Source organism: Umezawaea tangerina (assembly GCF_003002815.1).
Taxonomy (GTDB): domain Bacteria; phylum Actinomycetota; class Actinomycetes; order Mycobacteriales; family Pseudonocardiaceae; genus Umezawaea; species Umezawaea tangerina.
The window spans coordinates 68,212-85,474 of record NZ_PVTF01000025.1 but is presented as its reverse complement, the minus strand read 5'-3'; the positions used below and the strand labels follow the sequence as shown (position 1 = coordinate 85,474).

The following is a 17,263-nucleotide window of genomic DNA, read 5'->3' as shown; positions in this document are numbered from 1 at the left end:
GCTGGCGTGATCGCCCGCCGGTGGTCCGGGGAGGGGGAGTCGTGGCCGAGGTGCCGCAGGAGCAGATCCGGTTCGCCGTCGTGCTCAACGGCGGTGTCAGCCTCGCCGTCTGGATGGGCGGGGTCGTGCTCGAGCTCGACCGCCTCACCAGGGACGGGTCCACCTACCAGCACCTGCTGTCGATGGTCGGCTGCACGGCGCGCGCCGACGTGGTCACCGGGACGTCCGCTGGCGGCATCAACGGCGCCGCGCTGGCCGTGTCGCAGGTCAACGAGACCACCGACCTGTCGCGGCTGCGGGACCTGTGGGCCGAGCAGGGCCGGATGGAACAGCTGCTGCGCACCCCGTTCCAGGGCCAGCCGGTGTCGCTGCTGCAGGGCGACGAGTTCTTCCTGCCCCGCCTCCAGGAGATGCTGGCCCGCCTCACCACCGACTTCACCCCCACGAAGGCCGAGCACCGGCCGATGGACCTGCGGATCACGACCACGCTGCTGGGCGGCGTGCCGACGGTGACCTACGACGACCTCGGTCAGCCGCTCGTGCAGTCCTCCAGCCAGGGCAGCTTCTCCTTCCGCCGCGACGCCTACGACTGGGCCACGCCGTCGGACGAGACGGTCGGGCGGGACGACTTCACCGCCGAGGACCTGCCGCGGCGGGTGCTGCAGATGGCGCTGGCCGCCCGCTCGTCGGCGTCGTTCCCGTTCGCGTTCGAGCCCTCGTTCATCCCGGTCAACGGCCAGTCGACGCCGACGAGGCCGGACATGGGCGACATCGCCTCGTGGGCGCGGCACACCGACGCCGACCGGTCGCGGTTCGCCGTGGACGGCGGCGTGCTGGTGAACACGCCGACCCGCGAGGCGCTGGAGGCCATCGACCGGATGCCCGCCAACGGGCCGGTGCGCCGGGTGATGCTGCTGATCTTCCCGCACGCCGAGCCGGAGGCCGTCGAGCCGCCCGCGCACGTACGCGGCGACCTGCCCAGCACCGTCGGCACGGGCGGCAAGCTGCTCGGCGCGCTGTCCAGCCAGGGCGGGCGCACCTACGTGGAGAAGATCGAGGAGCACAACCGGCTGGCCGCCTCGCGCCGCGGCGGCCGCAACTCGCTGCTGGAGCGGCTCGCGTCCGGCGGCGGGGACGCCCCCGTGCCGGAGAAGGCCTACGCGCTGGCGGACACGCTGCACGAGCACTACGAGGACGTGCGGATCCGGCTGGCCGCGCGGGACATCACCACCCGGCAGTTCGCCGTGCGCGGCTCGAACGCGGCCGGGTGGTCGTTCGAACGAGTGCGCTCCGCCGCCGAGGCCGCGCAGCGGGAGTGGCGGGCGGCGCGCGGGTCGCTGCCGTACGTGCCCACCGCGCACCTGCCCGCGGCGCTGGCCGAGACCGGGTGGGAGTGGGGCATCACGATGGCCGAGGTGCTGGCCGCCTCGGCGATGGACCTGCTCAAGCGGATGGTCTGGGTCGTGCCGGACACCGACGAGGGCGAGCTGCGCGGGGCGTGCGCGTCGGTCGCGGAGTCGCGGACCCGGCTGCACCGGGTGCGGGCCGCGCTGCGGCAGCTGCGCGAGAAGGTGGACGTCACCTGGACCGGCGAGAACTCCGAGACGCTCAACCAGGCGTACTGGAGCGGCAGGCTCGGCGTGTACGGCGAGCGGATGACCGGCGGCGCGGTGGGGTCGATCGGCGCGGAGGTGCGCGCGAAGGTCGCCGAGATCGGGCTGCTGGTCGACGACGCGCAGCGGATCCTCGCCCTCATCGACGACGAGGACCGGCTGCGGCTGGGCGGGCTCGGGCCGTGGAAGGCGCTGCTGACCTCGGCCCCGACCGCGCGGGAGACCGAGGTCGGGCTGGTCCCCGGACCCGGTGTGTGGCTGTCGCGGCTGATGGCGCTCGAGGTCTCCACGATGTGCCTCGCCGACTCCAGCACGGGCCTGGACCAGGCCGTCGAGCTGGTGCAGATCAGCCTCCAGACGCGCAACGCGTTCGCCCGGCAGAGCCTCACCGCCGACGACAAGGCGGGCGGCGCATCGCTCAACCGGTTCTCCGGGTTCCTCAAGCGGTCCTGGCGGGTCAACGACTGGATCTGGGGCAGGCTCGACGGCGCCACGATGCTGTGCAAGGTCGTCTTCGACCCGCAGCGGCTGCGCCGGATGGACCTGCTCACCACCACCGGCGGCGGCAAGGACCCCGACAAGGCGGCGGAACGGGCGCACCGGCAGGTCGACGACCTCGTGGACGACCTGTTCGGCGGGCCGCACCCCGGTCTGGCGCTGGCCGTCGCGGCGGCGAAGAAGGAGCTGGCCGCGATCTACGCCGAGGAGACCCTCGCGGGCGACCTGCCGCCCACCGCGGGCGCGATGGCGGAGCTGGCCGCGTGGGGTCTGCACGTGCGGATCATCGTCGAGGAGCTGCCCGCGCTGCGGGCGTCGATCCTGGCCGACCGCAACGACGGCGGCGACCCGCGGTCGCGCGGCGAGCTGTTCCTGGAGGAGCACCGCGTGCTGCTGGCCAGGCTGGAACGGCCGGTGGACTTCGACACCGAGTCGACGCGGGCGGCGAGCGTGACGATCGGGCTCCAGGCGCTGCGCGCGTTCGACGAGGCGGGCATCGGCCGGGAGCCGCTGGCGCAGGAGGCGGGCAGCGACCAGATGATCCGCACCGCCGCGACCGCCGCCGCCGTGGCGGTGACCGTGGCCGACAGCAGGAACTCCGGGCTGGCCGCGGCGAAGCCGCTGACCCGGATGCTGCGCGGCGGCGCGCTGCTGCCGTACTGGACGATCACCGGGCTCACCAGGGGCGGCAAGCTCGCCCAGTTCCTGGGGTCCCTCGGCTTCGCCGTCGGCGGCGCCCTGCTGGTGCTGGCGCTGTTCAACCTGCTGCCGAACTGGGCCGTGGGCCCGGCCGCCGCGCTGGGCGCGGGCACCCTGATGGCCGCCTTCGGCTACGCCGCGCTGCGGTCCGGCACCCTGCTGCACGGGCTCGTGCTGCTGTCACCGGTGATCCCGCTCGCGATCATCGCGATCGACCGCACCCGGTCGGCGCTGAGCTCCGGCACGACCGGTGGCGACGCGACCACCGGCATGGTCGCCGTCGGCGGGGTCGCGCTGGTCGTGGTGGCGCTGCTGGTGATCGGCAGCCTGCCCGCGCCCATCCGCACCCCGTTCGCGGTGCTCAAGGACCGGCGCACCTACAAGCGGATCGGCAAGGTCGTGTGGCGGCTGGCCGCCGGGGTCGCGGTGGTCGCCGCGGTGTGGGCCGTGATCGAGTACCGGCTCTACGAGCTGACCTGGCTGAGCCCGCAGCTCGTCGTCATCGCCCCGGCCGTCGCGGTCGCCATCGGCGTCGCGGCGGCGTCCGCGGGCGGTCGGTCGTTGCAGCGCTGGCGGCGGCGGCACGGCGAGTGGCGCACCGAGAACGCCGAGGCGCCCGCCGCCGCGACGGCGGGCTGGGCGGTCGTCTACGGCATCGTGTTCCTGCTGGTCGCGGTGGTGCTGCAGCTCAGCGGCGTGCACTTCACCGGCTGGGAGTCGGTGCTCGCGACCTCGCTGGTGTTCGGGCTGGTCCTGGTGCTGGTGACCAGCTGGTGGGTGCCGATGCGGGCCCGCCGCGCGATCATGCGGAGCCTGTCCGAGCAGACGATCCCCGCCCGCGAGGGCGAGGACCTGGCCGACGCGCTGTACGTGAAGCTGGAGAGCTACGCGCTGCTGTACCGGTTCCTGGTGAAGAAGCAGCAGAACGGCGAGCTGGTGCTGAAGCCCGCCGCCCTGCGCGTCGTCGAGGCGGTCCGCGCCAAGCGCGGTCAGGCCGCCAGCTCCACCACCGGCACCGGCTCCACCACCGGCACGGGCTCGGCCGCGGGCACCGGCACGGCACCGGTGACCCTGGCGTAGATGGCCTCGAACCGGTCCAGCGTGGTGCCGATGGCGTGGTGGGCGATCAGCTCGCTGCTGGCCGCGCCCATCCTCGCGGTCACGGCCGGGTCGGCCAGCACGCCGTGCAGCCGGTCGGCCAGGCCGCGGACGTCGCCGGGCTGGAAGAGCCAGCCGTTGCGGCCGGGGCGGACCAGGTGCGGGAGCGCCATCGCGTCGGCCGCGACGACCGGCTTGCCCGCGGCCATCGCCTCCATGGTCGCGAGGCTCTGCAGCTCGGCGATGCCGGGCATGCAGAACACGTCGGCGTTCGCGTAGGCGTCCAGCAGCGACTCCTCGTCGACGAAACCGCGGAACCGCACCCGGTCGGCGACACCGAGGTCGGCGGCCAGCAGCTCCCACTCCGCGCGGCACGAGCCGTCGCCGACGATCTCGGCGCGCAGCCGGGGCACCAGGGCCAGCGCGCGCAGCAGCTCGTCGACCCGCTTCTCCTCGTCGAGCCTTCCGACGAACAGCACCGTCGGGTCGTCGTCGTCCCGCCGGGCGGGGCGCAGCCGGTAGCGGTCGATGTCGATGCCGCAGGACACCGCCTCCGCGGGGTGCGGGAAACCCTTGTCGTGCAACAGCTGCACCGCGCGCGGGGTGGGCGCGGTAACCGCGTCGGCGACGGAGTACACCTTGGCCAGGTCGCGCCACGCCCAGCGCGAGGCCGCGGACCGCAGCCAGCCGGGGACGTGCGCGTGGCCGAACAGGTTCTCCGGCATGAAGTGGTTGGTGGCCACGGTGGGGATGCCGCGCGCGGCGGCCTGGCGCAGCACCTGGCGGCCGATCACGAAGTGCGCCTGGACGTGCACCACGTCGGGTTCGAGCCGGTCGAGCAGCTCGCCGACGTCGTCGCGCACCTCCCACGGCAGGCACACCCGGAAGCCGCGGTAGAACGGCGTGCGGCGCGAGCGCAGCCGGTGCACGGTGATCCCGTCGGCGAGCTCGGTGCGGGCCGGGCCGACCGGGTCGGCGCAGATGACGTGGACGTCGTTGCCGCGGCCCGCGAGGCCGACCGCGAGCCGGTGGGCGAACCGGGCGGCCCCGTTGACGTCCGGGGGGAACGTCTCCGCGGCGATGACGACCCGCGGTGCGCGTCCGTTGTTCACGAGCTTCTCCGATCCGGTGGGTGTTTGTTCACGACGGGCGAGCACGCAGACGCCGCCGACGGCGATGCAGGCGCACGCGATCTGGGCCAGGGCGGTCCACCCGGTGGTGCGGGCGGACTCCCCCAGCAGCCCCGCCCCGATGCCGACGGCGACCAGCGGGTCGACGACGGTGAGGCAGGCGACGGTGAGGTGGGCGGGGCCGCCGGCGTAGGCGTGCTGGATGAACCAGCCGCCGACGAGCAGCGCGGTGGCGATGCCGAGCACGGACGCGGCGGACGACCAGTCGAAGGCGCCCTGCTGCACGTCCTGCGAGACGGCCCGCATGAGGACGGACACGTAGCCGTAGGCCACGCCCCCGGCGACGCCGAACGACAGGGCGCGCAGGTGCGGACGGCCGCTGAGCACGCCCAGCAGGCCGGGCAGCGCGACCAGGCCGAGCACGACCAGCCCGGCGCGGACCTCGGCCTCCGGCGCGACCTGCGTCGCCGTGGCGCTGCCGGCGGCGAGCAGCACGAACGCGCCGACGGCCAGCGTGGTGAGCGCCACGGCGGGCAACGCCCTGCGGCGGCCGTCCAGCAGCGCCGTCATGCCGATCGCCAGCACCCCGACCGGCTGCACGACGGTCAGCGGCGCCATGCCGAGCGCCACGGCGTGCACGCCCGAGCCGGTGACGAGCAGGACGAGCCCGCCGAGCCAGCGGGGCTGCCGCAGCAGCGCGGAGATCCGGGGACCGCCGTCGCCGTCGCACACGGCGCTGTGCTGGAGGCGGGCGGCGAGCGCGAAGAAGGCGGCGCCGACGACGGCCAGGAGGATCGCGATGCCGGTCACGCGGTCACCTCCGCCGTGGTTCGTGCGTTGTCCCGCCAGAGCGCGGCGGCGAGTGCGAACAGCAGGCCGTAGAGGACGGCGAACAGGATCCGTTCGGCGAGCCCGAGCAGCAGGGCGCCGTTTCCGTGGAATACGACGGGGACGTGGCTGAGCAGGAAAAGAAAACTCGTGATCCCGCTCGCGAACGCGAGATTGCGGACCGTGGTACTCGGGATGAATCGCCGGGAAATGAGCAGTCCGGCCAATGGCAGGCTGACGAACATGACCGCGCCCGCGTAGCGGTGCACGGCTCCGGGAAATGTTGTCGGGGTCCCCACCGGATCAGTGGGGAACAGGGTGGCCACGGTCAGACCGGCGGACCACATGCCCACCAGCACGGTGATCGGCCCCCGTCGTGGCAGACCCGCTCCGAACAGCGCGATCAGCAGCACGACCGACCCCGCGGCGAGCGACAGCGCCGTCACCGCCAGCAGCCCGGTCCCGTTGGCGACGAAGATGTAGTCGCTGATCGTGTGGCTGATGGGACTAATCTGACCGGCCGACGCCACGTGCAGGTAAACAATCGGGAACAACGACAGGACCAGGCTCGCAACAGCGAGTGGTGCCAGCACCGCCCGCCTTTTCCCCCGAATCACTTCCATGTCGAAAGTTTGGCGCAAACGCGTTTGCGCAGGTATGGGGAATTTCCCCGAGACGACCCTGAGCGCACCCCGAGACCCCGGTAGGGCTGACCCCACCACCGACTGGCGGCCCAGCCGCACTAGGCTGCCCGGTCGTGAGCCCCCAGTCCCGGACGTGCGCCGTCGAAGTGTCGGGGCTGGTCAAGCGCTACGGCTCCAAGGTGGCGGTGGACGGGCTCGACCTCACCCTGGACACCGGCTCGGTGCTGGCGCTGCTCGGCCCCAACGGGGCGGGCAAGACGTCCACCGTGGAGATCTGCGAGGGCTTCCGGACCGCCGACGAGGGCACCGTGCGCGTGCTCGGCCTCGACCCGAGGACGCAGGGCGATCGGCTGCGGCCGCGCGTCGGCGTGATGCCGCAGGGCGGCGGCGGGTACCCCGGTGTCCGCGCCGACGAGCTGCTGTCGCTCATCGCGACCTGCTCGGCCAACCCGCTCGACCCGGCGTGGCTGCTGGACGTCCTCGGCCTCACCTCGGCCGTGCGCACCCCGTACAAGCGGCTCTCCGGCGGCCAGCAGCAGCGGCTCTCGCTCGCGTGCGCCCTGGTCGGCCGCCCCGAGCTGGTGTTCCTCGACGAGCCGACCGCGGGCATGGACCCGCAGGCCCGCAGGCTGGTGTGGGAGCTGATCTCCGCGCTGCGCTCCGACGGGGTCAGCGTGCTGCTGACCACGCACCTGATCGACGAGGCCGAACAGCTGGCCGACCACGTCGTGATCGTCGACTCCGGCCGCGTGGTCGCCCAGGGCAGCCCGCGCGAGCTGACCGCCGACGAGCCGGACGACCAGCAGCTCCGCTTCCGCACCCGCCCCGGCCTCGACACCACGCTGCTCGTGGCGGCGCTGCCGGAGGGCTTGGACGTGCGCGAACCGACGCAGGGGAGTTACCTGGTGGAAGGCCGCATCGACCCGCAGGTCGTCTCGACCGTCACCTCCTGGTGCGCGCAGCAGGGCGTGCTCGCCGAGGAGCTGATGGTCGCCAAGCGCAGCCTCGAGGACGTGTTCCTCGAACTGACCGGTCGGGAGCTGCGCTCGTGACCCGGAGCAGCACGATCGGAGACCCGGTGACGTCGTCGGCCAGGTTCGCCCCCGGCACGTTCACGCCCGCGCCGGGCAGGGGGAAGCTCGGCAGGATGTTCCTCGCGCAGTCGCGCGTGGAGATGCTGCTGACGCTGCGGCACGGCGAGCAGATCCTGCTCACCGTCCTGATCCCGGTGGCGCTGCTCGTCGCGCTCACCCTCATGACCGTCATCCCCATGCCCGACCCCAGGGTCGGCTCCGCCACCGCCCGCGTCTTCGCCCTCGCGATCCTGTCGTCGGCGTTCACCGGCCAGGCCATCGCCCTCGGCTTCGACCGCCGCTACGGCGTCCTCAAGCGCCTCGCCGCCGCCCTCCCCCGCTGGCTCCTCGTCGCGGGCCGCGTCACCGCCGCACTGGCCGTCGTCGCCGTCCAGGTGCTGATCCTCGGCGGCACCGCGCTGCTCCTGGGCTGGCGCCCGCCCGCGAGCGGCATCGCGTGGGCCGTGCTGCTGATCGTGCTGGGCACGTTGACGTTCGGCGCGCTGGGCGTGCTGCTCGGCGGGGCGCTGCGCGCGGAGATCGTGCTGGCACTGGCCAACATCGTCTGGTTCGTGCTGCTGCTCATCGGCGGCCTCGCACTGGGCGTGGACGCGCTGCCTTCGGGCGTCGCGCAGGTCGTCCAACTGCTGCCGTCGGCCGCACTCGCCGAGGGCCTGCACTCCGCTGTGGTCGACGGCACAGGACCGGGCCCCGGCCCGATCGCCGTCCTCCTGACCTGGGGCCTGGCCGCAACCGCCCTGGCCACCCGCACCACGAAGCTCGACTGACCCGCCCGGACGGCTCTCAGCGGTGCCGTCCTACCATCGGGCGGTGTCCGTTCCCCCGTGGTTCACCACCCGTCTCCTCGCTCTCCAGCGCGCCATCGCGGTGGCGCTGGTCATCGCCCAGGGCGGTATCGCCGTCACCGGGTCAGTAGTCCGGGTGACCGGGTCGGGGTTGGGGTGCCCGACGTGGCCGCAGTGCGTGGCGGGGAGTCTGACGCCGGTGGCGCACCCGGAGGTCGGGCCGTTGCACCAGTGGGTCGAGTTCGGGAACCGGACGTTGACCGGTGTGGTTGGCGTGATCGCCGGGCTGATCGTGGTGGCGGCGTGGCTGGGTCGGCCGCGCAGGCGGCGGGTGCTGGGGCTGGCGCTGGTGCAGTTGGGCGGGGTGGCGCTGCAGGCCGTGATCGGTGGCATCACCGTCCTCACCGGACTGCTCTGGTGGACGGTCTCGGTGCACTTCCTGGTGTCCATGGGCCTGGTGTGGATGGCCGTGCTGCTGCACCGGTCGCTCGCCGAGGGCGACGAGCCCGCCGACACGCTGCTGCCCCGGCCGTTGATGGCGTTGCAGGTGCTGCAGGGCGTGGTGCTCGGGTTCCTGTTGCTGGCGGGCACTTTCGTGACCGCGGCAGGGCCGCACGCGGGCGACTCGGACACCCCGCGCCTGGCCCTGCCGGTCGACAACCTCGCGCAGGTGCACGCCGACCTGCTGTTCCTGTTCCTCGGCATGCTGACCGCGCTGGGCTTCGCGATCCGGGCGCTGTCCGAGGACACCGTGCTGCGCCGCCGCTTCCGGGTCCTGGTGGCCGTCGTCCTCTCGCAGGGCGCGCTCGGCATGGTGCAGTACTGGACCGGCGTACCCGAGGTGCTGGTGTCGCTGCACGTCCTCGGCGCCGGGGCCGTCGTCGTCGCCACGGCGGCGCTGTGGGTAGCGAGCCGTTCGCGCGGTCCGGTGCCCTCCCAGGGCGTGGACGACGTCCACGAACGACTCGACTTGGCGGAACAGACCGCCTAGGGGTTGTCCGTGCCCGAAGGGCAAAATTACCGTCGGTCGATGGGTGCTCCGAAGAAGATCGTCTACGTGTACGTCAAGGGCGGGGCGCCGCTGGAGCACGTGTTCCCGCGCATCGCGGGCTGCGGTGAGCTGCACGTGCTCGCGCTGACCCCGTTGCCCACCACCGCACAGGACGAGTGGCGGCCGGTGTGCGCGAGCGTCACCGACCTGCACACCGACGAGCGCGGCGAGGCGCTGGTCGAGCTCGTCGCCAAGCACGCCGAAGCCCTCGGGGCGGACGCGGTGCTGACGATGTCGGAGTTCGCCGTGCTGCTCGTCGCGCACGTCGCGGAGCGGCTCGGGCTCAAGGGCGGCGGGCCCGGTCTGGTGCGGGCCAGGGACAAGCGGCTGATGCGCGGGACGTGGGAGGCCGCGGGTGTCCCGATCCCCCGGTTCCGCCGGGTCGACTCCGAGGCCGACCTCGCCGCGGCGATGACCGACCTGCGGCCGCCGTTGCTGCTGAAACCCGCGTGGGGCGCGGGGTCCGTCGCGCAGCTCGTGCTCGACACCCCCGCGGACGTGGCTCCCGCGTGGCGGCGGGTCGCGGCGGCGCTGGAGCTGGGCAGCCGGGCCGGGATGAACGAGCTGCACGCGCCGGACACCGACCGCGACCTGCTCGTGGAGGAGATCATCGGAGGCAGCACCGAGGGCTGGTACGACGGGCCCGGCTACGGCGACTACGTGAGCGTCGAGGGCATCGTCGCCGACGGCGTCTACCACCCGCTGTGCATCACCGGGAAGCTGCCCGCGATCCCGCCGTTCACCGAGGTCGCCAGCACGCTGCCCAGCGTGCTGCCGGTGCCGGTCCAGCGGCACCTCGAAGCCGTGTCGCGCGCGGCGGTGGACGCGCTGGGGCTGGGCACCTGCGGGACGCACACGGAGATCAAGCTGGGCCCGGACGGGGCGGTCGCGATCATCGAGACCGGCGCCCGGTTCGCCGGGCTGATGGTCACCGGGCAGATCGAGACCGTGTTCGGCATCGACCCCATCGCCACCCTGGTCCGGGAACTGCTCGGCGAACCCGTGGAGTACCCGCCCGCGATGCTCGTGGAGGGCGACCGGGCGGCCGCGTCGCTGGCGGTGATCCCGACGGACGCGCGGGGCGTGCCGTGGCGGACCAACCCGCGCTGGCTGCCCGGTGAGGTCGACTGGTCGGCGCTGCTGTCGCCGGGGAGCACCGCGACCCAGGTCAGGGCGTTCGCCATGGAGGAGGGCGTACCGGTGCCCGACTACGACCCGTCCGGCGGGTCGCGGAACTGGCTCGGCGTGTTCGTGGTGGACGCCGTGGGCGCCGACGAGCTGCTGGCGGACTGCAACGCCGTGCTGAACGGGCTGGAAGCGGAGCTGGGCCGGGTCGGCGGGACCTGAGGCCGCCTACTTGGGCGGCGCGGGACGCCTTTCCCACAGCGGCGGGAGCTCGTCGGCCAGCCAGCCGTAGAGCTCGTCCACCGTGCGCAGCCGGTGCGCCCGCTGCGGGTCGCCGCTGAGCAGCCGCATCCCCGACTGCGTCAGGTCGCGGACGCTCACCAGCGCGTCCAGCCGCCGCTGCACCATGTCCGCCCACCGCTTCTCGTCGACCCGGTACTCCGCGGCCTGGCGGCCGCGCCGGGTCCGCTTGGTGACCAGCCCGGCGTTGACGAGGTACTTGAGGTTCGTGCTGATCGAGCCGCTGCTGGCCTCGAGCTCCTGGGCGAGCTCGGCGGCGGTGCGCTCGGTGGGTTCGCACACGAGCAGGTGCCCCAGGATGCGACCGCCGATGAGCGGGATGCCCTCCTCCGCGAAGTGCGCGGCAAGGCGTTCGATCCACGCGGAGAGGCGGGTTTCCCTGCCGACGCTCACGGCGACTCCTTGGTTTCGGTCAACACTGAAGTCACAGTAAGTCAGATTATGGATCTTCGCAAGACACCGCACTACTGCGGGATGAACAGCCGGAAAACCATCACGAACAACGCGAAAGAATGAATGCGGTCAAGGTGTCGGCGAAACGGACCGATGTACACCAGACCCTGCCCCCAGCACAGACGACGGAAGCGACGATGAACTTCCTCCACAACCAGGCCATCCCCGTCGAGCACGGTGGCGCGGTGGTCGACGTCGTCGCGGACATCCGCCCCGCCGGCCCGGACGTCGTCGTGCTGCTGCACGGCCTGAGCTGCACGAAGGACAGCTTCGCCGCGGTGGTGGACGCACCGGCGCTGGCGCACCTGACGACGTGCGCGATCGACCTCCCCGGCCACGGCCGCACCGCGCCCCTGCCCTCCGGCGCGCACACCCTGGAGAACTACGCGGACCTGGTCGGCCGCGTCGTGGCCCGGCTGGCGCCCACCCGGCTGCACCTGGTCGGGCACAGCATGGGCGGCGCGGTCGGGCTGATCGCGGCGCAGGGGATGCGCGACCTGGTGACGTTCACCGGTGTCGAGGGCAACCTGGTCGGGGACGACGCCGGGCTGGTGAGCAGGCAGATCGCGGACCTGGAGCTGGACGACTTCGCCGACAACGAGTTCGGCCGGTTCATCGACTCGCTGCGGGCCGCACCCGAGGCCGACCTGCGGGCGTGGGGCGAGTGGACGGCGACGTGCGCGCCCGCCGCCGTCCACGAGAGCGCGCGGTCCCTGGTGGAGTGGTCCGACAGCGGCAAGCTGCTCGGCTGGTACCGGGCGATGACGGGCACCTCGTTCCTGTACGGCGCCCAGGGCGACCGGTTGGGCCACCTGCTGCCGCTGCTCGACGAATCGAGCACGTTCGCCATTCCGGACGCGGGCCACTTCCCGATGGTCGACAACCCGCACGCGCTCTATTCCGCACTGGCCGCCGTCATCGGCGGGTAGTCACAGGATCGCGATCACCACGAGGAAGGCGAGCACCAGCAGCCACCCGGCGTCAGCCTTCGATGCCGACATGCGCTTCGAGCCGGTCGAGCCTGCTGACGAGGGGGGCGAGCTCCTGGCGCAGGGCGTCGACGACACCCGCGGGGGCCGCGTTGGGCTGGGCGCGCAGGTGCACGTACCCGGCGAGCGCGGCCACGACCGCGCCGCGCACGGCCCGCAGGTCGGCGCCCGCGGCGCGCAGGGCCTGCCCACCGAGGCCGTCCGGCTCGGCGAGCAGGCCGAGGAGCAGGTGTTCGCAGCCGACGTAGTTGTGCCCGAGGGTCACGGCCTCGGTGACGGTCAGCTCCAGCGCGTTGGCCGCGTCGACGCCGAAGCGGGTGGCCTCGTCCGAGCCTGCCGCCGCCGACGACAGCCGGTCCAGCTCCCGCGCCACGCGACCCGCGTCGACCTCGATCGCGCCGAGCACGCGCAGGGCCAGGTTCGTGCCCTCGGCGAGCAGGCCGTGCAGCAGGTGGGCGGTGCCGACGCCGGCGGCGCCCTCCTCCCGCGCCCGGCCGACGGCGAGCTTGACCACCGTGCGGACCCGGTCGGTGAAGTGCGGGAACCCGGCGGTCGGGTCGTCGGCCTCCAGGTCCCCCAGGACCGTGGCGCGGATGGCGGAGACCCGCTTCACGGACTGCTCCAGCGCGCGCTGGCAGATCGCCGAGACGGGCACGCCGGACTCCTTGACCGCGTCGGCCAGGTCGTCGGGCAGGTAGACGTTGATCTTCGGCATGGCCGTTCCCCTTCGGTCACCGATGCTTGTAACCCCATGTATACCCCCACTGGGGGTTACACATCAAGGCACGCATGGCGGAAGCCCCGACGCGGGGCGCCGGGGTGGCCGAGCAGGGATTTTGATCAGAGCTTGCGCAGGCCGCTGAGGACGCGCTCCATCAGACCGAGATCGGGGATGTTGTCGCCCTCGACGACGGCGGTCGCGTGGACCTCCAGCAGGCCGCGCTCGGCCATGTCGCCGAGCAGGACCTTCGCCACGCCCAGGGGGATGCCGAGCAGGGCGGCCACCTCGGCGACGGAACGGGGACGCTCGCAGAGCGCGATCACGTCCTGGTACTCGGCCTTGATCGGCCCGGCGTACAGCTCCTCGCCCGCGCTGACCAGCGTCTCGATCTCGAGCTGGAAGTCGGACGTGGTGCGGCCGCCGGTCCACGAGTAGGGCCGGACGATCGACGCGGCCTCGCCGTCCTCGTCCGACGAGGGCACGTCGGAGGGGGACGGCACGCTGATCGTCCGGGCCTCGGGCCGGTCGCGCTTGCGCTTGCGGCCCCGGCGCCTGCCGCTGTCGAGCGTGAGGCCGTTCAGTAAGTCGGCGAACGTCTGCTCGGAGTCCGGTCCGCTCATCGTGGCCTCACGCTGACATGCGGGTCGCACCGTGCAGCTCGGCACGGAACTCAGGCGTGAGGAGCTGGCCGACCTGGTCCACCACGACGGTCATCTCGTAGGCGACCTGGCCGACGTCGCTGTCCGGCGCGGCGAGCACCGCGAGGCACGAGCCGTCGCGGACCGACATCAGCAGCATGATGCCGTGCTCCATCTCGACGACCGAGCGCAGCACGCCCCCGCCGTCGAAGAACAGCGCGGCGCTCTGGGCGAGGCTCGTGACGCCCGCCGCGATCGCGGAGAGCTGGTCGGCGCGCCTGTCCGGCAGGCCCGCGGACGCGGTGAGCAGCAGACCGTCCACCGAGATCACCACCGCGTGTGCGACTCCGGGTACGCGCTCGGTGAAGCTGGTGATCAGCCAGCCGAACTGGTCCACCTGGCGAGACCGCGAAGCAGTCATGGATCCTCCTGTGCAGAACGTTGATCACCGGAATCCCGCACACCCTGCCGGATTCCCGTCTGGTAGTTCGAGAGGAAGCCCCGTGTCGCGTTCGGGTCCCGTCGGGCGGGCGCGACTCCGTTGGTGGCCGGCCGTTCCCCCATGAGGTTCCCGCGCGGCCGCCTCTTGGGCAGCTCGCCGTCGGGTTCGGACCGGGGGGTCGGCTCGGGTTCCGGGGGGCCGTCGAGCCGGTGGCGCGGCGACTCCCCCGCGGGCAGCTTGCCCTTGAACCAGACCGAACGCGGTGTCGCCGCGCCGCCCTGGTCGTCGATGGCCATGCCCCGGAAGGACGACCACTCGCTCTCCGTCGTCCGAGCCGGGGTGGGCGTTACGCCGTTGGTGGCCGGACGCGGTCGGGAGGCCGGCACGACGGCGGCGGCGCGGGCCGCGGCGGGCCGGGTGTCGACGACCCTCGGCGAGTGCGCGGAGGTGGGCTTGCGGACCAGGTCCGGCGGCACGCCGACGACCGCGCGCAGGCCGTCGCGGTGCGGGCCCTGGTCGACGAGGGTGACCTCGACCTGGTGCCGGGCGGCCAGCCTGGCGATGACGAACAGGCCCATCTGCCGGGTCGCGGGCAGCTCGTCGGTCGCCACTGAGCGCAGGCGCTCGTTGGCCGAGGCCAGCTCGGGCCCGGACATGCCGACGCCCTCGTCGATCACGTCGATCACGACGCCGCCACCGCTGCGGGGCCGCCCGACGATCACCACGTGGCTGCGCGGCGGCGAGAACGCGGTGGCGTTGTCCAGCAGCTCCGCGATGAGCCGCACCAGGTCGCTCGCGGCGTAGCCGACGACCTCGACCTGGGGCGTGGTCTGCACGACGACGCGCTGGTACTGCTCGATCTCCGACGCCGCCGCGCGCAGCACGTCGGCCAGCGGGATCGGCTTGCTGAACCGGCGCGTCACGTCCGTTCCGGACAGGACCATCAGGTTCTCGTTGTTGCGGCGCATCCGGGTCGCGAGGTGGTCGAGCTTGAAGAGGTTCGCCAGCTGCTGCGGGTTCTCCTCCTTGCGCTCCAGCTCCTCCATCAGCCGCAGCTGCCGCTCGACCAGGCCCTGGCTGCGGCGCGACAGGTTGACGAAGGTGTTGCGCAGACCGCCGCGCAGCCTGGCCTGCTCGACCGCGGAGCCGACGGCCTGCTGGTGCACCGCGTCGAACGCGCGGGCGAGCTGGCCGAACTCCTCGGTCGTGTGCACGGCCACCGGCTCGATGACGACCTCGCTCGCGCCTTCCTCACGCAGGTCCGCCACGAGCGCGGGCAGCTGGTGGCGGGCGACCTCGAGCGCGGTGCGCCGCAGGGTCAGCAGCGAGCGGAGCATGTTGTTGCCGACCACGACGCCGATGCCCGCGGCGGCGAGCAGCGAGGCCAGCAGGATGGTCGAGGTGAGGCCCGCCTGGTCGCTGGTGTCGTCCTGCAGCGTGGTGGCGGTCGTCGCGAGGTCGCCCTCCAGCTCGCTGATCACCTTGCCGACCAGCGTGTCGGTGATGTGGGAGGCCGACTCCCACTCCCCCAGCGGGACCTTGGACGTCAGCGACGGCGGGTCACCGGGACCGGTGGTGTCGGCGGAGGCGCGCGCGTCGTTGACCATCCGCTCGCGGGCCTGGACGTCCCGTCCGGTGACGATCCCGGTCCACTCCCCCCGCTGGTCGGAGTTGGCCAGCGCGGTGAAGTCGGTGATCCGGTCCTGGTAGCGCAGCGTCGACTGGCCCAGCGACACGGCCTCGGCGTCGAGCAGGCGGCCGCGGGTGGCCGCCGCGAGCACGACGGCGTGCTGCTGCGAGAGCTGCTCGCCCGCCATGGACAGGTTGTGCAGCGCGACGCCGGTGCCCGCCAGCGCCGGGTCGCCGAACTCGCTGACCAGCGCCTGGTCGAAGTCGAGCAGGGTGCGCAGCACGGTGGTGTAGGAGACGACGGCGACCGAGACGTCCGACCCGGCGTCGACCGACTGCCGCAGCTGCTGGAGGCCGTTCATCTGGGTGAGGACCTCGGAGTAGCGGGACTCCGACACGTCGCCGAGCAGCGTGGCGTCGGCCGCGATGGCGCGGACGTTGTCCAGCGCCCGGTTCGTCACGGCGCCCCGGTCGTGGAAGGCCTTCGGCTCGGGCGGCACGCCGTCGGCCCGACCCGCCTGGAAGGCCCGTTCGTCCTGGATGGCGGTGATCAACGGGGTCATCGCGGAACGCAGCGTGACCAGCTTGCCGACGGCGGCGTAGGAGTCGGCCCGCACGACGTAACCGCGGATCTGGAGAACGCCCGCTCCGACGGCGACCGCCACGGGGACCAGCAGCACGGCGGCGACCTTGACGGGAAGTCGCCAATTGCGCCAGTCCGCCACCGTGGCCCACCGCCAGCGAACACGGTTCTGCACAGTCACCGGATAGACCCCAGGTCGGTAGTTGATGATCACCACGCGGGTTAACCCGCGTTTTGAATCGTTGTTGTGATTCGGTAGTGGGTCGTGATTCGCGGTGGCGATGTCGTCGGACGATCGTAGGCGAGCCGTCGGCCGCCGACAACGCCCGACGGGGCAGATTCTCACCGAATGGCGTAACGCCGCGCAGACCGGCCGGTACGGAAGTGGACAATCGGGCAACGGACCAGGGCCATCCGGTTGACTCAGCGGCACGCCCGGCTACGCTGTGCGCCTCCGGCTCCCGGTCGCGCGTGGCAGCGGCGCACGTCGGAATCCCCGTGGAGGATCACGATGACGAAAGCCGTGCCGCATCCCCTAGAAACGCGGCAGACCCCTAACTCGACCCCTAATCGGGGGCGCGGGTTCGCGACATTCGACGAGCCCGGCAAGACGTTGTTGGTGGACGACGAAGGTTATCCGGACTTCGTCGCCATCCAACAGACCGAGGAATTCGCCGCCTTGCGAAGGAGCGCGCTGGTATTCATCTTCCCGGCGACGGCGCTGTTCCTCACGTGGTACCTGACCTACGTCGTCGCGTCCGCCTACGCGCACGACCTGATGAGCATGAAGGTCGTCGGTGTCGTCAACGTGGGCATCGTGGTCGGTCTCCTGCAGTTCGTGAGCACCATCGTGCTGACGCTGAGCTACGCGCGGTACGCGCGGCGCAGGCTGGATCCGCAGGCGAGCGCGGTGCGCGGCCTCGCCGAGAGCGTGGAGGACTAG

The 17,263-nt window shown here is 72.6% G+C and carries 14 protein-coding genes; 7 read left to right on the top strand and 7 right to left on the bottom strand.

The window, feature by feature from the left end:
- Positions 1–41 precede the first annotated feature (41 nt).
- Complete coding sequence (locus CLV43_RS46015; protein WP_106196887.1) at positions 42–3,890, top strand: patatin-like protein; 3,849 nt, start codon at positions 42–44, stop codon at positions 3,888–3,890.
- On the opposite strand, the gene CLV43_RS46010 is transcribed toward CLV43_RS46015, so the two are convergent.
- On the bottom strand, positions 3,800–5,848 hold the full coding sequence (locus CLV43_RS46010; RefSeq protein WP_106196886.1) for a glycosyltransferase: 2,049 nt from the start codon (positions 5,846–5,848) through the stop codon (positions 3,800–3,802). The two genes, CLV43_RS46015 and CLV43_RS46010, sit on opposite strands and share 91 nt — an antisense overlap.
- A complete protein-coding gene (locus CLV43_RS46005) occupies positions 5,845–6,489 on the bottom strand; it encodes a DUF998 domain-containing protein (protein WP_106196909.1) in 645 nt (214 codons plus the stop codon). The genes CLV43_RS46010 and CLV43_RS46005 overlap by 4 nt, the downstream gene beginning before the upstream one ends.
- Positions 6,490–6,623: 134 nt before the next feature.
- Here CLV43_RS46005 and CLV43_RS46000 point away from each other — a divergent pair, with 134 nt between their 5' ends.
- The 4 genes from CLV43_RS46000 (at position 6,624) to CLV43_RS45985 (ending at position 10,787) form a co-directional block, all read left to right on the top strand.
- Positions 6,624–7,562, top strand: a complete 939-nt coding sequence (locus CLV43_RS46000; protein ID WP_106196885.1) for an ABC transporter ATP-binding protein — start codon at positions 6,624–6,626, stop codon at positions 7,560–7,562.
- Positions 7,563–7,657: 95 nt separating this feature from the next.
- Entirely contained in the window at positions 7,658–8,371 is a 714-nt protein-coding gene (locus tag CLV43_RS45995; protein ID WP_106196908.1) for an ABC transporter permease, read from the top strand.
- Between the two features lie 43 nt (positions 8,372–8,414).
- Positions 8,415–9,380 (top strand): COX15/CtaA family protein, encoded by a 966-nt coding sequence (locus tag CLV43_RS45990; protein ID WP_106196907.1) that lies wholly within the window; start codon positions 8,415–8,417, stop codon positions 9,378–9,380.
- A 39-nt stretch (positions 9,381–9,419) separates the two neighbouring features.
- Positions 9,420–10,787, top strand: coding sequence for an ATP-grasp domain-containing protein (locus CLV43_RS45985; RefSeq protein ID WP_106196884.1), 1,368 nt, complete (start codon positions 9,420–9,422; stop codon positions 10,785–10,787).
- A 6-nt stretch (positions 10,788–10,793) separates the two neighbouring features.
- On the opposite strand, the gene CLV43_RS45980 is transcribed toward CLV43_RS45985, so the two are convergent.
- Positions 10,794–11,258 carry a GbsR/MarR family transcriptional regulator gene (locus tag CLV43_RS45980; protein WP_106196883.1) on the bottom strand — a complete coding sequence of 155 codons (465 nt, stop codon included), beginning with the start codon at positions 11,256–11,258 and terminating at the stop codon, positions 10,794–10,796.
- A 197-nt stretch (positions 11,259–11,455) separates the two neighbouring features.
- Between CLV43_RS45980 and CLV43_RS45975 the strand changes: the two genes are divergently transcribed.
- On the top strand, positions 11,456–12,247 hold the full coding sequence (locus tag CLV43_RS45975; RefSeq protein WP_170156305.1) for an alpha/beta fold hydrolase: 792 nt from the start codon (positions 11,456–11,458) through the stop codon (positions 12,245–12,247).
- A 52-nt stretch (positions 12,248–12,299) separates the two neighbouring features.
- On the opposite strand, the gene CLV43_RS45970 is transcribed toward CLV43_RS45975, so the two are convergent.
- From CLV43_RS45970 to CLV43_RS45955, 4 genes are all read right to left on the bottom strand, one after another.
- Positions 12,300–13,022, bottom strand: a complete 723-nt coding sequence (locus CLV43_RS45970) for a Clp protease N-terminal domain-containing protein (protein WP_106196881.1) — start codon at positions 13,020–13,022, stop codon at positions 12,300–12,302.
- Positions 13,023–13,147: 125 nt separating this feature from the next.
- On the bottom strand, positions 13,148–13,648 hold the full coding sequence (locus CLV43_RS45965; RefSeq protein WP_106196880.1) for a DUF742 domain-containing protein: 501 nt from the start codon (positions 13,646–13,648) through the stop codon (positions 13,148–13,150).
- Positions 13,649–13,655: 7 nt separating this feature from the next.
- Complete coding sequence (locus CLV43_RS45960) at positions 13,656–14,087, bottom strand: roadblock/LC7 domain-containing protein (protein WP_106196879.1); 432 nt, start codon at positions 14,085–14,087, stop codon at positions 13,656–13,658.
- Positions 14,084–16,501, bottom strand: a complete 2,418-nt coding sequence (locus CLV43_RS45955; RefSeq protein ID WP_106196906.1) for a sensor histidine kinase — start codon at positions 16,499–16,501, stop codon at positions 14,084–14,086. Before CLV43_RS45955 ends, CLV43_RS45960 begins: the two co-directional genes overlap by 4 nt.
- A 330-nt stretch (positions 16,502–16,831) precedes the next feature.
- Between CLV43_RS45955 and CLV43_RS45950 the strand changes: the two genes are divergently transcribed.
- Positions 16,832–17,263, top strand: coding sequence for a DUF485 domain-containing protein (locus CLV43_RS45950; RefSeq protein ID WP_106196878.1), 432 nt, complete (start codon positions 16,832–16,834; stop codon positions 17,261–17,263).

What these genes read in the sequence shown, in the direction of transcription:
- CLV43_RS46005 (WP_106196909.1), bottom strand. Translation starts at nt 6,489, where the DNA reads ATGGAAGTGATTCGGGGGAAAAGGCGGGCGGTGCTGGCACCACTCGCT.
- CLV43_RS45995 (WP_106196908.1), top strand. Translation starts at nt 7,658, where the DNA reads ATGTTCCTCGCGCAGTCGCGCGTGGAGATGCTGCTGACGCTGCGGCAC.
- CLV43_RS45985 (WP_106196884.1), top strand. Translation starts at nt 9,420, where the DNA reads ATGGGTGCTCCGAAGAAGATCGTCTACGTGTACGTCAAGGGCGGGGCG.
- CLV43_RS45975 (WP_170156305.1), top strand. Translation starts at nt 11,456, where the DNA reads ATGAACTTCCTCCACAACCAGGCCATCCCCGTCGAGCACGGTGGCGCG.
- CLV43_RS45970 (WP_106196881.1), bottom strand. Translation starts at nt 13,022, where the DNA reads ATGCCGAAGATCAACGTCTACCTGCCCGACGACCTGGCCGACGCGGTC.
- CLV43_RS45965 (WP_106196880.1), bottom strand. Translation starts at nt 13,648, where the DNA reads ATGAGCGGACCGGACTCCGAGCAGACGTTCGCCGACTTACTGAACGGC.
- CLV43_RS45960 (WP_106196879.1), bottom strand. Translation starts at nt 14,087, where the DNA reads ATGACTGCTTCGCGGTCTCGCCAGGTGGACCAGTTCGGCTGGCTGATC.
- CLV43_RS45950 (WP_106196878.1), top strand. Translation starts at nt 16,832, where the DNA reads ATGACGAAAGCCGTGCCGCATCCCCTAGAAACGCGGCAGACCCCTAAC.